The 12,676-nt window shown below is 67.9% G+C and carries 14 protein-coding genes; 9 read left to right on the top strand and 5 right to left on the bottom strand.

What is annotated here, in order from left to right:
* Positions 1 to 89 precede the first annotated feature (89 nt).
* The 6 genes from aroC (at position 90) to JQX08_RS01040 (ending at position 4,725) form a co-directional block, all read left to right on the top strand.
* Complete coding sequence (aroC, locus tag JQX08_RS01065; RefSeq protein WP_204914093.1) at positions 90 to 1,181, top strand: chorismate synthase; 1,092 nt, start codon at positions 90 to 92, stop codon at positions 1,179 to 1,181.
* A 4-nt stretch (positions 1,182 to 1,185) separates the two neighbouring features.
* On the top strand, positions 1,186 to 2,352 hold the full coding sequence (locus JQX08_RS01060; RefSeq protein ID WP_204914092.1) for an MFS transporter: 1,167 nt from the start codon (positions 1,186 to 1,188) through the stop codon (positions 2,350 to 2,352).
* Positions 2,349 to 2,963: a methylthioribulose 1-phosphate dehydratase gene (locus JQX08_RS01055; protein WP_239481944.1), complete on the top strand. Its 615-nt coding sequence runs from the start codon at positions 2,349 to 2,351 to the stop codon at positions 2,961 to 2,963. Before JQX08_RS01060 ends, JQX08_RS01055 begins: the two co-directional genes overlap by 4 nt.
* Before the next feature lie 89 nt (positions 2,964 to 3,052).
* The gene (locus JQX08_RS01050; protein WP_204914089.1) at positions 3,053 to 3,598 is read left to right on the top strand and encodes a 1,2-dihydroxy-3-keto-5-methylthiopentene dioxygenase; all 546 of its coding nucleotides are present in this window, start codon (positions 3,053 to 3,055) and stop codon (positions 3,596 to 3,598) included.
* A 135-nt stretch (positions 3,599 to 3,733) separates the two neighbouring features.
* A complete protein-coding gene (gene mtnC / locus JQX08_RS01045; RefSeq protein WP_204914088.1) occupies positions 3,734 to 4,417 on the top strand; it encodes an acireductone synthase in 684 nt (227 codons plus the stop codon).
* 116 nt (positions 4,418 to 4,533) lie between these two features.
* Positions 4,534 to 4,725 (top strand): PLDc N-terminal domain-containing protein, encoded by a 192-nt coding sequence (locus tag JQX08_RS01040; RefSeq protein WP_204914087.1) that lies wholly within the window; start codon positions 4,534 to 4,536, stop codon positions 4,723 to 4,725.
* A 3-nt stretch (positions 4,726 to 4,728) separates the two neighbouring features.
* Here the strand turns inward: JQX08_RS01040 and JQX08_RS01035 are convergent, their stop codons facing one another.
* Positions 4,729 to 5,202, bottom strand: a complete 474-nt coding sequence (locus tag JQX08_RS01035) for a methylated-DNA--[protein]-cysteine S-methyltransferase (RefSeq protein ID WP_204914086.1) — start codon at positions 5,200 to 5,202, stop codon at positions 4,729 to 4,731.
* A gap of 3 nt (positions 5,203 to 5,205) precedes the next feature.
* Positions 5,206 to 6,087, bottom strand: a complete 882-nt coding sequence (locus JQX08_RS01030) for a DNA-3-methyladenine glycosylase family protein (RefSeq protein WP_204914085.1) — start codon at positions 6,085 to 6,087, stop codon at positions 5,206 to 5,208.
* 172 nt (positions 6,088 to 6,259) lie between these two features.
* Here JQX08_RS01030 and speE point away from each other — a divergent pair, with 172 nt between their 5' ends.
* The gene (speE, locus tag JQX08_RS01025; RefSeq protein WP_204914084.1) at positions 6,260 to 7,120 is read left to right on the top strand and encodes a polyamine aminopropyltransferase; all 861 of its coding nucleotides are present in this window, start codon (positions 6,260 to 6,262) and stop codon (positions 7,118 to 7,120) included.
* Positions 7,121 to 7,418: 298 nt separating this feature from the next.
* Positions 7,419 to 9,257, top strand: a complete 1,839-nt coding sequence (locus JQX08_RS01020; protein ID WP_204915304.1) for an amidohydrolase — start codon at positions 7,419 to 7,421, stop codon at positions 9,255 to 9,257.
* Positions 9,258 to 9,371: 114 nt separating this feature from the next.
* Here JQX08_RS01020 and JQX08_RS01015 read toward each other — a convergent pair whose 3' ends face one another.
* Both JQX08_RS01015 and JQX08_RS01010 read right to left on the bottom strand, forming a co-directional pair.
* On the bottom strand, positions 9,372 to 10,142 hold the full coding sequence (locus JQX08_RS01015) for a 2-keto-4-pentenoate hydratase (RefSeq protein WP_204914083.1): 771 nt from the start codon (positions 10,140 to 10,142) through the stop codon (positions 9,372 to 9,374).
* Between the two features lie 10 nt (positions 10,143 to 10,152).
* Positions 10,153 to 11,046, bottom strand: coding sequence for a TauD/TfdA dioxygenase family protein (locus JQX08_RS01010; RefSeq protein ID WP_204914082.1), 894 nt, complete (start codon positions 11,044 to 11,046; stop codon positions 10,153 to 10,155).
* Between the two features lie 108 nt (positions 11,047 to 11,154).
* On the opposite strand from JQX08_RS01010, the gene JQX08_RS01005 reads away from it, so the two are divergent.
* The gene (locus JQX08_RS01005) at positions 11,155 to 12,183 is read left to right on the top strand and encodes an AraC family transcriptional regulator (RefSeq protein ID WP_204914080.1); all 1,029 of its coding nucleotides are present in this window, start codon (positions 11,155 to 11,157) and stop codon (positions 12,181 to 12,183) included.
* 4 nt (positions 12,184 to 12,187) lie between these two features.
* On the opposite strand, the gene JQX08_RS01000 is transcribed toward JQX08_RS01005, so the two are convergent.
* On the bottom strand, positions 12,188 to 12,616 hold the full coding sequence (locus tag JQX08_RS01000; protein ID WP_204914079.1) for a TOBE domain-containing protein: 429 nt from the start codon (positions 12,614 to 12,616) through the stop codon (positions 12,188 to 12,190).
* Positions 12,617 to 12,676 lie beyond the last annotated feature (60 nt).

Here is a 12,676-nt window from a genome sequence, read left to right as displayed (position 1 = left end):
GACGGCAGAAGGTTCGTGGATGAACTGCCCAGGCGTGGCGGGTATACTCGTCGCCCCTGAGATTCTGGCTGATTCTGCGGAGCACCCTGATGTCCGGCAACACCTACGGCAAGCTGTTCACTGTCACCACCGCCGGCGAAAGCCACGGCCCGGCGCTGGTCGCCATCGTCGATGGCTGCCCGCCGGGGCTGGAACTGTCGCTGGACGACCTGCAGCGTGACCTCGACCGCCGCAAGCCGGGCACCAGCCGCCATACCACCCAGCGTCAGGAAGACGACGAGGTGGAAATCCTCTCCGGGGTGTTCGAAGGCAAGACCACCGGCTGCCCGATCGGCCTGCTGATCCGCAATACCGACCAGAAGTCCAAGGACTACTCGGCGATAAAGGAACTGTTCCGCCCGGCCCACGCCGACTACACCTACCACCACAAGTACGGCATCCGCGACTACCGTGGCGGCGGCCGCAGCTCGGCGCGCGAGACCGCGATGCGCGTCGCCGCCGGCGCGATCGCCAAGAAGTACCTGGCGACCCTGGGCATCCAGGTGCGTGGCTACATGAGCCAGCTCGGCCCGATCGAAATCCCGTTCAAGACCTGGGACAGCGTCGAGCAGAACGCCTTCTTCAGCCCCGATCCGGACAAGGTGGCGGAGCTCGAGGCCTACATGGACCAGCTGCGCCGTGACCAGGATTCGGTCGGGGCGAAGATCACCGTGGTCGCCGACGGCGTGCCGCCGGGCCTCGGCGAGCCGATCTTCGATCGCCTGGATGCCGAACTGGCCCATGCGCTGATGAGCATCAACGCGGTCAAGGGCGTGGAAATCGGCGCCGGTTTCGCCTCGGTGAGCCAGCGTGGCACCGAACACCGCGACGAGCTGACTCCGCAAGGTTTCCTCAGCAACAATGCCGGCGGCATCCTCGGCGGCATTTCCTCTGGCCAGCCGATCGTCGCCAACCTGGCGCTCAAACCGACTTCCAGCATCACCACCCCGGGCCGCTCGATCGACGTCGACGGCAACCCGGTTGAGGTGATCACCAAGGGGCGTCACGATCCTTGCGTGGGTATCCGCGCTACGCCGATCGCCGAGGCGATGATGGCCATCGTGCTGATGGACCACCTGCTGCGTCACCGCGCGCAGAACGCCGGCGTCAGTGTCGCCACGCCGGTGCTGCCGCAGCTGTGAGGTCATGACTGCCGCGTTGCCGTATTGGCGGCTGTCCAGCTTCTACTGGTTCTACTTTTCCCTGCTCGGCGCCACGGCGCCGTTCCTGGCGCTGTACTTCCATCACCTGGGCTTCTCCAGCGCGCGGATCGGCGAGCTGGTGGCGATTCCCATGCTGATGCGCTGCGTGGCGCCCAACCTGTGGGGCTGGCTCGGCGACTACACCGGCCGGCGCCTGGCGATCGTGCGCTTCGGCGCGTTCTGCACGCTGCTGTGCTTCGCCGGCATCTTCGTCAGCCACAGCTACGCCTGGCTGGCGTTGATCATGGCCGGCCATGCGTTCTTCTGGCACGCGGTGCTGCCGCAGTTCGAGGTGATCACCCTGGCGCACCTGCGCGAGCAGGCGGCGCGCTACAGCCAGATCCGCCTGTGGGGCAGCGTCGGCTTCATCGTCACGGTGGTCGGTCTCGGCCAACTGTTCGAGCTGTTCAGCCTGGACGCCTACCCCTGGGCGCTGGTCGGCATCATGGCCGGCATCGTCATCAGCAGCTGCTGGGTGCCAAATGCGCAACCGCAGCAGCACCCTGGCGTGGCCGGTGAGGGCGGCTTCCTGGCGCAGCTGCGGCGCCCCGGGGTGCTGGCGTTCTATGCCAGCGTGGCACTGATGCAGCTGAGCCACGGGCCGTACTACACCTTTCTTACCCTGCACCTGGAGAGCCTCGGCTACGCGCGCGGGCTGATCGGCCTGCTGTGGGCGCTCGGTGTGGTCGCCGAGGTGGTCCTGTTCCTGGTGATGAATCGCCTGCTGGCACGTTTCAGCCTGCGCCAGGTGCTGGTCGCCAGCTTCCTGCTCGCCGCGCTGCGCTGGCTGCTGCTCGGCAACTTCGCGGAACACCTGGCGGTGCTGCTGTTCGCCCAGTTGCTGCACGCGGCGACTTTCGGCGCCTTCCATGCCGCCGCCATCCACTTCGTCCAAGGCAGCTTCGGCGCCCGCCAGCAGGGGCAGGGCCAGGCGCTGTACGCGGCGATGGCCGGCACCGGCGGTGCCCTCGGCGCGCTGTACTCCGGTTACAGCTGGAATACCCTGGGGCCGGCCTGGACCTTTGGCATCGCCAGCCTGGCGGCGCTCGCTGCAGCCGTTATCATCGCCATCCGTTTACCCGCATCCGCAACACGAGGGGAGTGCCCATGAGCCGCGAACAGCTGGCCCAGGAAATCATCGACGCCGGCCGCTTCCTGTATGGACGGGGCTGGTCCCCGGCCACCAGCAGCAACTATTCGACCCGCCTGGCGGCCGATCAGGCGCTGCTCACAGTGTCCGGCAAGCACAAGGGCCAGCTCGGCACGGACGACGTGCTGGCCACCGACCTCGACGGCAACAGCCTGGAGGCGGGCAAAAAACCCTCGGCGGAAACCCTGCTGCATACCCAGCTGTATCGCTGGAACGGCGGGGTCGGCGCGGTGCTGCATACCCATTCGGTGAACGCCACGGTGCTGTCGCGACTGACCGCCGGCGACCGGCTGGTGCTGGAAGACTACGAACTGCAGAAGGCCTTCAGCGGCGTGAGCAGCCACGAAGGCCAGGTCATCGTGCCGATCTTCGACAACGACCAGGACATCGCCCGCCTGGCTGCCCAGGTGCAACCCTGGCTGGATGCGCACCCGGATTGCGTCGGTTACCTGATCCGCGGCCACGGTCTTTATACTTGGGGTCCGCGCATGAGTGATGCGCTGCGCCAGGTGGAGGCCTTCGAGTTCCTCTTCGAGTGCGAGCTGAAAGTTCGCGCCATCCTCAATCGCTAGGGCCTGCTTCCACCGAAGACGCCTGAATCAGAAGAACAGCGGCCCCGACCCGCGCAGTACGCGGGAGGCGGTCCGAGGAGTACACGACCATGAGCCGACTGACCGTCTATCACGAAGCCAGCCCCGAGCTGCCGAACAAGATGTTGACCCACGTCGAGGACATCGCCTCGACCCTGGCCAGCGTCGGCGTGCGCTTCGAGCGCTGGCAGGCGCAGGCGCCAATCGCCCCAGGCGCCAGCTCGGACGAGGTGCTCGCCGCCTACCGGTCGCAGATCGACCAGCTGATGAGCGAACGTGGCTACATCACCGTCGATGTGGTCAGCATGACCCGCGACCACCCGCAGAAGGCCGAGATGCGCGCCAAGTTCCTCGACGAGCACCGGCATGGCGAGGACGAGGTGCGCTTCTTCGTCGCCGGCCGCGGGCTGTTCACCCTGCACATCGACGACCACGTGTACGCCGTGCTGTGCGAGAAGAACGACCTGATCTCGGTGCCGGCCGGCACCCGCCACTGGTTCGACATGGGCGATGAGCCGCATTTCGTGGCGATCCGCCTGTTCAACAACCCCGAAGGCTGGGTGGCCAAGTTCACCGGCGAGGACATCGCCGGCCGCTTCCCGCGTCTCGAAGACTGAGGCGCGACTTTTCTCCCCGCTCCCTCCGGGAGAGGGGCCGGGGGAGAGGGCGTTAGGCACGCAGGAACCCAAGCCCCTCACCCCAGCCCTCTCCCAGGGGGAGAGGGGGTTGACCGAGTATTCCCAGGAGTTGCCATGCCGATCAAAGCCATCCTCACCGACATCGAAGGCACCACCAGCGCGGTGAGCTTCGTCTTCGACGTGCTGTTTCCCTACGCCGCCGCGCACCTGCCGGAGTTCGTCCTGGCCCATGCCGAGCAGCCGGAAGTCGCCGCCCAACTCGACGCGGTGCGCGCCGAGGCAGGTGAGCCGCAGGCCAGCGTCGAGCGGGTCATCGACATCCTCCTGCAGTGGATCGCCGAGGACCGCAAGGCCACGCCACTCAAGGCGCTGCAGGGCATGGTCTGGCAGCAGGGCTATCAGGCCGGGCAGCTCAAGGGCCACGTCTACCCGGATGCGGTCGAGGCGCTGAAACGCTGGCACGAGGAGGGTTACGCCCTGTACGTGTATTCCTCGGGGTCGATCCAGGCGCAGAAACTGATCTTCGGCTGCTCGGTGGCCGGCGATCTCAGCCCGCTGTTCTCCGGCTACTTCGACACCACCTCCGGGCCGAAGCGCGAGGCGGCGTCCTATGCGCGCATCGTCGCGGCGATCGGCGTGGCGGCGGACGAGGTGCTGTTCCTCTCCGACATCGTCGAAGAGCTGGATGCCGCCGAGCAGGCCGGCCTGCAGACCATCGGCCTGGCCCGCGACGGCGGCGCGCTGGCCGGCCATGAAGCCGTGGCCAGTTTTGCGGTGATCGACCTCAACAGCGTCTGAGACCTTGCCGTTGCAGGCGCGAATTCATTGGCGATCTGGGCGGCGCGGAGATCTGCTGCGGATCGCGCATGAATTCGCTCCTACACTTGGGGGACATCCCCTGAAGGAGCGGCATCATGATGGATATCGGCGGAAGCCTGGTCGGCCTGATCATCCTGGCCTTGGATATCTGGGCGATTCTGCATGTGCTGAAAAGCGGCGCGGACACCGGCATCAAGGTGCTGTGGATTCTGCTGATCGTCCTGTTGCCGGTGCTCGGCCTGATCATCTGGGCGATCACCGGGCCGCGCGGCAACCTGCAGTTCTAAGCGCTACAGCAGCCAGGCACCCTCGAGCTGCAGCAACTGCTGCTTGCGCTCCACACCGCCGGCATAGCCGGTGAGCGTGCCGTTGGCGCCGATCACCCGGTGGCAGGGAATCACGATGGCGATGGGGTTGGCGCCGTTGGCGGTGCCGACCGCGCGCACTGCCTCGGGCTTGCCGATGTGCCGCGCCAGCTCGCTGTAGCTCCAGGTGCGGCCGTAGGGGATTTCCTGCAGAGCCTGCCAGACCTGCTGCTGGAACGCCGTGCCGCTCGGTGCCAGACGCAGTTCGAAGCGCTCGCGCTGGCCGGCGAAGTACTCATCCAGCTGCTGGCACACCGCATCCAGCTCACCCTCGTCGAGGTGCCAGTCGCTGGCCAATTCCCAGGGCTGGGCGGCATCCATGTGCAGCAGGCGCAGGCCGTGCTGGTCGCCGGCGATCAGCAGCGGGCCGAGCGGACTGTCGTGGTAGCGGTAGTGCATGGCTCATTCACTCGCGTAGTTGTGCCACAGGTAGACCGCCGCGTAGGCGCGCCAGGGCCGCCAGGCCTCGGCGCGGGCGGCCAGTTCGCGCGGAGCGATACCGCCGAGGCCCCACAGCGGCGCCTTGAGCAGGCCGAGGTCGGCAGTCGGGAAGGCATCCGCCTCGCCGAAGGCGCGCAGGGCGATGTACTCGGCGGTCCACGGGCCGATGCCGGGTAGCGCGCAAAGGCGTTCGACCAGCGTCTCGACGCCGTCCGCGACACTCAACTGCAAGTCGCCGCTGGCCACCGCGGCTGCAAAGCGGCGCAGCGTCGCCACGCGCTTGCCGGGCATGCCGATGCCCTCGAGCGGATCGTCGGCCAGCGCCGCCGGGCTGGGGAACAGCCACAACGATTCGCCGTGCGCGGTTTCCGCCAGCGGCTCGCCAAGGCGCTGCACCAGCCGTCCGGTGATGGTCACCGCAGCCTTCACCGCGACCTGCTGGCCGACGATGGCGCGCACCGCTTGCTCGAACGGATCGAAGGCCATCGGCAGGCGCAGCCCAGGGGCGCGGGCGAGCAGGGCGGCCAGTTGCGGGTCGCGGCCGAGGTGCGCGGCGATCGTCGCGGGATCGCTGTCCAGATCGAACATCCGCCGCACCTGCTCGGCCAGTTGCGGCGCCAGGTCGGCGCAGCTGGGGCTGAGGGTCAGCTCCAGCGCCGCCACCTCATCCAGCGGGCGCACGCTCAGCCAGCCGCTGCGCGCGCCGAGGCGAAAACTGCGGGTGTAGCGACGGGCTTCCAGCAATTCGACGCCGGCCAGGCGCCGCAAGGCGAAGTGACTGTGGAACTGCTGCCAGTGCCAGGGTTGGCGGTAGGGCAGCTGCAGGGGGGCGGAGTTGGTCATCGGCAGACGATAACGCCGCGCGGGGCCGCTGTCGCTCCGATTCTGGCGGTCCAATTCGGCCCAATGGTTCGACCTGTCATGGCGAGCGTCGTAGAATGCGCCCCTTTCAGGCCTGCGCCTGATACTCGTGCGCTATGCGCCATCACCTTCCAGCCATCAGGGGGAATGACCCATGAGCCACTACCAGGAAACGCTTTACGAGGGCTACGGCCAGCGCTTTGCCGTGGACAAGATGCTTCACGAAGTGCGCACCGAGCACCAGCATCTGGTGATCTTCGAGAACGCCCGCATGGGTCGGGTAATGGCGCTGGACGGCGTGATCCAGACCACCGAGGCCGACGAGTTCATCTACCACGAGATGCTCACCCACGTGCCGATCCTCGCCCACGGCGCGGCCAAGCGCGTGCTGATCATCGGTGGCGGCGACGGCGGCATGCTGCGCGAGGTGCGCAAGCACAAGACCGTCGAGCACATCACCATGGTCGAGATCGATGGCACCGTGGTCGACATGTGCAAGGAGTTCCTGCCCAACCACTCCTGCGGCGCCTATGACGACCCGCGCCTGAACCTGGTGATCGACGACGGCATGCGCTTCGTCGCCAACACCAGCGAGAAGTTCGACGTGATCATCTCCGACTCCACCGACCCGATCGGCCCGGGCGAAGTGCTGTTCTCGGAGAACTTCTACCAGGCCTGCCGCCGCTGCCTGAACGACGGCGGCATCCTGGTGACGCAGAACGGCACGCCGTTCATGCAACTCGGCGAAGTGCAGACCACCGCTGGGCGCATGCACGGCCTGTTCGCCGACTGGCACTTCTACATGGCTGCGGTGCCGACCTACATCGGCGGCAGCATGACCTTCGCCTGGGGCAGCACCGACGCGGCATACCGCAACCTGCCACTGGACACCCTGCGCCAGCGCTTTGCCGGCAGTGGCATCGTCACCCGCTACTACAACCCGGAGATCCACCTGGGCGCCTTCGCCCTGCCGCAGTACGTGCTGCAGGCGATCGGCAAGCCCAGCAACGACTGAGCCCAGCCCTCCGCAGAAGCCGGCGCAATGCCGGCTTTTTTGTGCCTGGCGTTTCCCGCGCGGGGTCGCTTGGGAGGCGCGCGGCAGAGCGCTGTCTAGACTCCGACGAGCGCCAGGCCGATCCATGCCCTGGCTGAACGCGCGATAGGAGACTGTCATGAATTCGGATGAAACTGACCTCGAGCGCCGCCGCCTGCTTGCCGCCGGCTCGGTGCTTGGCGCCGCGGGGGCGCTGTGGTCCGCCTTACCTTTCGCCGGCAGTGCCGGCTCCGCCCATGGCAATCCTACCGGGGGCCCGATGAGCGCCGATCTGATCCTGCACAACGGCCGGTTGCACACCGTCGACCGCGAGAAACCCACCGCCACGGCAGTGGCCATCAAGGACGGCAAGTTCCTCGCCGTCGGTAGCGATGCCGAGGTCATGGCCCTGCGTGGCGACGCCACCCAGGTCATCGACCTGCAGCGACGCACGGTGATCCCCGGTCTCAACGACTCGCACCTGCACCTGATCCGCGGCGGCCTCAACTACAACCTGGAACTGCGCTGGGAGGGCGTGCCCTCGTTGGCCGACGCGCTGCGCCTGCTCAAGGCGCAGGCCGAGCGCACGCCGACGCCGCAGTGGGTGCGGGTGGTCGGTGGCTGGAACGAATTCCAGTTCGCCGAGAAGCGCCTGCCGACCCTCGACGAGCTGAACCAGGCGGCGCCGGACACGCCGGTGTTCGTCCTGCACCTGTACGACCGCGCGCTGCTCAACCGCGCCGCGCTCAAGGCAGTCGGCTACACCAAGGACACGCCCAATCCGCCGGGCGGCGAGATCGTTCGCAATGCCAGCGGCAATCCCACTGGCATGCTGATCGCCCGGCCCAACGCGATGATCCTTTACGCGACGCTGGCCAAGGGGCCGAAGCTGCCGCTGCAGTACCAGGTCAACTCGACCCGCCAGTTCATGCGCGAGCTCAATCGCCTGGGCCTGACCAGCGCCATCGACGCCGGCGGCGGCTACCAGAACTACCCGGACGACTACCAGGTGATCCAGCAACTGGCCGCCGATGGCCAGCTGACCGTGCGCATTGCCTACAACCTGTTCACCCAGAAGCCCAAGGAAGAGCTGGCTGACTTCAAGGCCTGGACCGGCATGGTCAAGCCGGGGCAGGGCAGCGATTTTTTCCGCCACAACGGTGCCGGCGAGATGCTGGTGTTCTCCGCCGCCGACTTCGAGGACTTCCTCGAGCCGCGCCCGGACCTGGCGCAGAGCATGGAGCAGGAGCTCGAGCCGGTGGTCCGTCACCTGGTCGAGCAGCGCTGGCCGTTCCGCCTGCACGCGACCTACGACGAGTCGATCTCGCGGATGCTCGACGTGTTCGAGAAGGTCAATCGAGACATCCCGTTCAACGGCCTGCCGTGGTTCTTCGACCACGCCGAGACCATCACCCCGCGCAACATCGAACGGGTCCGCGCGCTGGGCGGCGGCATCGCCATCCAGGACCGCATGGCCTTCCAGGGCGAGTATTTCGTCGAGCGCTACGGCGCCAAGGCGGCCGAGCAGACCCCGCCGATCGAGCGCATGTTCGCCGCCGGCGTGCCGGTCGGCGCCGGCACTGACGCCACCCGGGTGTCCAGCTACAACCCTTGGACCTCGCTGTACTGGCTGGTCAGCGGCAAAACCGTTGGCGGCCTGCAGCTGTACCCGCAGGGCCTCAGTCGCGAGGTCGCTCTGCAGCTGTTCACCCACGGCAGTGCCTGGTTCTCCAGCGAGCAGGGCAAGAAGGGGCAGATCAAGGTCGGCCAGCTCGCCGACCTCGCCGCGCTGTCGGCGGACTTCTTCAGCGTCGAGGCGGAGCAGATCAAGTGGATCGAGTCGGTGCTCACCGTGGTAGACGGCAAGGTGGTGTACGCCGCTGCCGAGTTCGACAAGCTCGCTCCGCCGGCGGTGCCGGTGCTGCCGGACTGGTCGCCGGTGGCCAAGGTCCCCGGCCACTGGAAGCCCGCCGCGCCGCTGGCCGCCGCCGTGCACCAGTGCGTCGGCGCCTGTGCGGTGCATGCCCACAGCCATGAGCGGGCACGTCTGGCGCAGGTGCCAGTCAGCGACTTCCAGGGGTTCTGGGGGGCGTTCGGCTGTTCGTGTTTCGCCTTCTGAGCGCTCGCCAATCGCGAATAAATTCGCTCCTACAACTTGGTAGGAGCGAATTCATTCGCGATACGAGCCCCGCAACCGGCTATGCGAGAGCAGCCAGCGGTGCCTCGGCAATGGCTAGTCCAGCCAGCTGACGATTCCGCCGAGTCCAGCAATCTCCAGTGTCAGCCGGTCACCCGCGGCAATGCTGATGGCCGGTGCCACCGCGCCGGTCAGCAGTACGTCGCCGGCGCGCAGCGGATAACCCAGGCGGGCCCGGCTGCGCGCCAGCCAGAGCGCGGTCTCCAGCACCGCGTCGAGGCGCACCTCGGCCGGCGGGAACAGCGCCGCGTCGTTGCGCTGCAGACTGACGGTGAGGCTGTCGCCCAGCTGCTCCAGCGGCGTCACCGCCTCGCCCAGTACGTAGAGGCCGGCGGACAGGTTGTCGGCCACCGCATCGAACAGGGTGATCTGCCAGCCGGCGATCGCCGAGTCGTTGATCTCCAGGGCCGGCGCCGCGCCGGCGAGTGCCGCGCGCAGGGCCTCCAGGTCCGGCTCACCGTCGAGGTCACGGGCCAGGACTAGGGCGATTTCGGCCTCGACCTTGGGTTGCAGCAGGCGCTCGGCGGGCAGCGGCCCCGGCGCGCAGCGCGTGTCGGCGAGCAGATGGCCGTGCAGCGGCTCGCTGAGTTTCAGCGCCGCACGCATTGGCGTCGAGGTCAGCCCGGCCTTGGCGCCGGACAGCCGGCGGCCGGCCGCCAGTACGGCGCGCAGGCCGGCGAACTGCACGGCGTAGGCGTCGTCCAGGCTGGCCAGCGTGTAGCTTTCGCTGACCCGCGGGCCAGGGGTGCGGCTGGCGCGGGCATCGGCCAGCAAGCGGGCCGCTGCGTCGAATCGGGTATCGGTCATTTCGGGCTCCTTAGCGGCTCGGGACTTCGCCGACCACGGTGGTGCGGTACATCTCGCGGCGCATGCCGTGGTAGTCGGCGACCGGATAGTGCCAGACGCTGCGGTTGTCCCAGATCGCCAGGGTGCCCTGGCTCCAGCGCATGCGGCAGCCGAACGCCGGGCTGAGGGCGAGCTTGAACAGGTAGTCCAGCAGCGGTTGCGCCTCATCCGGGCGCAGGCCGGCGATGCCGCTGGTGTAGGCCGGGTTGGCGAACAGCACCTTGAGGCCGCTTTCCGGGTGACGGGTGATCAGCGGGTGCGAACGCACTTCGCCGTCGACTTCGCCGTAGTGCACCGCCATGTTTTCCAGCAGGTCGTTGTGCTTGGCGCTCGGCCCGTAGGCGCGCTCAGGGCTGTGCACGCCGTCGAGGCCTTCGAGCAGCGACTTCATCTTCGGCGACAGCCAGTCGTAGGCCAGCGCCAGGTTGGCGTAGCAGGTATCGCCACCGTAGGGCGGGATGTCGTGGCCATACAGCAGGGTGAAGGCCGGCGGACGCTCCTGGAAGGTCCAGTCGGAATGCCAGGCGCCACCGAAGACGAACGGCACTTTCTCGTTGGCTTCCTTGACCACCTTGACCACATGCGGATGGTCCGGCATCCCCGACACATAGGGCTCGCGGCCGAACTCGCCGAACTGCAGGGTGATGGCTTCGAGGTCTTCGACGCGTAGCGACTGGTTGCGGATGAACAGCACCTTGTGCGCCACCAGCGCCTTGCGCAGCTCGGCGAAGCCGGCCGCGTCGAGGCGGGTCAGGTCGACGTCGTCGACATCGGCGCCCAGCGCGCCGGTGGTCGGGGTGACACGGAACTGCGCATAGCTTGCCGGCCGGTTGTGGCTGGGCAGGGTGAAGTAGAACTCGCTCATGGCGGGGCCTCTTGTTGGTGTTGTAGGCGTGTTCAGCATGCGAGGCTGTGCTAGGGTCGTCCATGATCATCCCGGTCAAAAAATGATAATGACTGCCAGGAGTCGAGCATGGACTGGCGCCAGAAGCGCGAAATCACCGGTATCCGTCACGTCCTGGAAGTCGCCCAGAGCGAAGGCGTGAGCGTCGCCGACTGCCTGGTCGGCAGCGCCGTTGGCGCGGAGGCGCTGCAGCAGCGCAACGCGCAGGTCGAGGCCTGGCAGGAACTGGCGGTGATCCGCAACCTGATCCAGCGCGCCGGCCGCCCCGGCCTCGGCGTGCTCACCGGGCAGCGCTACCACCTCACCTCGCTGGGGCTGCTCGGCTTCACCATGCTCGCCAGCCGCACCCTGGAGGAGGCGTTCGTCACCCTCGGGCGCTTCCAGCGCCTGGCGCTGACTCTCTGCCCGGTGCAGGCCGAGCCGGAAGCGCGTGGCATCTGGACGCTGTTCGATTCCAGCGTGCTGCCGCTGGATGCCCAGCCGTTCGTGGTCGAGCGCGGTTTCGCCGCCAGCCTGCGGGTCGCCGCCGAGCTGCTGCAGGGGCCGGTGGTGCCGCTGGCCATCGAGTTCGCCATGCCGGCGCCGGCGGACGACAGCGTCTACCGCGAGGCCTTTGGTTGCCCGATCCGCTTCGCTGCCGGGCGCAATGGCCTGCTGTTCGCCCGTGCCGACCTGCAGCGCGTGTTGCCGCAGGCGCATGCCGACGCGCGCGAACAGGGCGAGGCACTCTGCGAGCAGGCCTGCGCCGCGCTGTCATTGAGCCTGAGCGGCACGCCGACCGCACGCCTGGTGCAGCAGCTGCTGATCCGCGACTCAGCCAGCCTGTTGGATGCCGCGACAGCCGCGCAGCGCCTGGGTATCGCCGAGCGCACCCTGCACCGGCGCCTGGCCCAGGAGGGCCAGTCGTTCCAGCGGCTCGGCGAGGCGATCAAGCGCCAGCTGGCCGAGCAGCTGCTCAGCGATTCGCAGATGGACATCCACAGCATCGCCCAGCGCCTCGGTTACGCCGAGGCGGCCAGCTTCTCGCGGGCGTTCAGTCGCTGGACCGGGCAGTCGCCGGGGCGTTGGCGGCGCCAGGCGGCGTTACCCCTCGGCTAAATGCTCAGGCCGGCACGCCGAGGATGATGTGCGAGGCCTTGATCACCGCGGTGGCCGGCACGCCGATGGCCAGACCGAGCTCCTTGACCGCCTCGCGGGTGACCATGGCGGTGATCTGCGCGCCGCCGGGCAGGGCGAGCGCCACCTCGGCATTCACCGCGCCCTCGGTGATCGAGGCCACCGTGCCTTGCAGGCAGTTGCGCGCGGACAGGCGGATGTCGCTGCCTTCGGTCATCAGCATGACCCAGGGCGCCTTGATCAGCGCGATGGCCTGCTTGCCCACGGCCAGGCCCAGGGATTTCACGCTTTGCAGGGTGACCACCGCCACCAGGCTGTCGCCGCCGGGCAGGGCCAGCACCACTTCGGCGTTGACCGCGCCTTCGACCACGGCGCTGACGGTACCCTTGAAGACATTGCGGGCGCTGACTTTCATGGGGCGTGCTCCAGTGCGGGAAGTCATTCAGGTATAGCAACGGCGCGCCGCCGTGTAGGC

Source organism: Zestomonas insulae (assembly GCF_016901015.1).
Taxonomy (GTDB): Bacteria; Pseudomonadota; Gammaproteobacteria; order Pseudomonadales; family Pseudomonadaceae; genus Aquipseudomonas; species Aquipseudomonas insulae.
This window is presented reverse-complemented; position numbering and strand designations above follow the sequence as displayed.

What these genes read in the sequence shown, in the direction of transcription:
- aroC (WP_204914093.1), top strand. Translation starts at nt 90, where the DNA reads ATGTCCGGCAACACCTACGGCAAGCTGTTCACTGTCACCACCGCCGGC.
- JQX08_RS01060 (WP_204914092.1), top strand. Translation starts at nt 1,186, where the DNA reads ATGACTGCCGCGTTGCCGTATTGGCGGCTGTCCAGCTTCTACTGGTTC.
- JQX08_RS01055 (WP_239481944.1), top strand. Translation starts at nt 2,349, where the DNA reads ATGAGCCGCGAACAGCTGGCCCAGGAAATCATCGACGCCGGCCGCTTC.
- JQX08_RS01050 (WP_204914089.1), top strand. Translation starts at nt 3,053, where the DNA reads ATGAGCCGACTGACCGTCTATCACGAAGCCAGCCCCGAGCTGCCGAAC.
- mtnC (WP_204914088.1), top strand. Translation starts at nt 3,734, where the DNA reads ATGCCGATCAAAGCCATCCTCACCGACATCGAAGGCACCACCAGCGCG.
- JQX08_RS01040 (WP_204914087.1), top strand. Translation starts at nt 4,534, where the DNA reads ATGATGGATATCGGCGGAAGCCTGGTCGGCCTGATCATCCTGGCCTTG.
- JQX08_RS01035 (WP_204914086.1), bottom strand. Translation starts at nt 5,202, where the DNA reads ATGCACTACCGCTACCACGACAGTCCGCTCGGCCCGCTGCTGATCGCC.
- JQX08_RS01030 (WP_204914085.1), bottom strand. Translation starts at nt 6,087, where the DNA reads ATGACCAACTCCGCCCCCCTGCAGCTGCCCTACCGCCAACCCTGGCAC.
- speE (WP_204914084.1), top strand. Translation starts at nt 6,260, where the DNA reads ATGAGCCACTACCAGGAAACGCTTTACGAGGGCTACGGCCAGCGCTTT.
- JQX08_RS01020 (WP_204915304.1), top strand. Translation starts at nt 7,419, where the DNA reads ATGAGCGCCGATCTGATCCTGCACAACGGCCGGTTGCACACCGTCGAC.
- JQX08_RS01015 (WP_204914083.1), bottom strand. Translation starts at nt 10,142, where the DNA reads ATGACCGATACCCGATTCGACGCAGCGGCCCGCTTGCTGGCCGATGCC.
- JQX08_RS01010 (WP_204914082.1), bottom strand. Translation starts at nt 11,046, where the DNA reads ATGAGCGAGTTCTACTTCACCCTGCCCAGCCACAACCGGCCGGCAAGC.
- JQX08_RS01005 (WP_204914080.1), top strand. Translation starts at nt 11,155, where the DNA reads ATGGACTGGCGCCAGAAGCGCGAAATCACCGGTATCCGTCACGTCCTG.
- JQX08_RS01000 (WP_204914079.1), bottom strand. Translation starts at nt 12,616, where the DNA reads ATGAAAGTCAGCGCCCGCAATGTCTTCAAGGGTACCGTCAGCGCCGTG.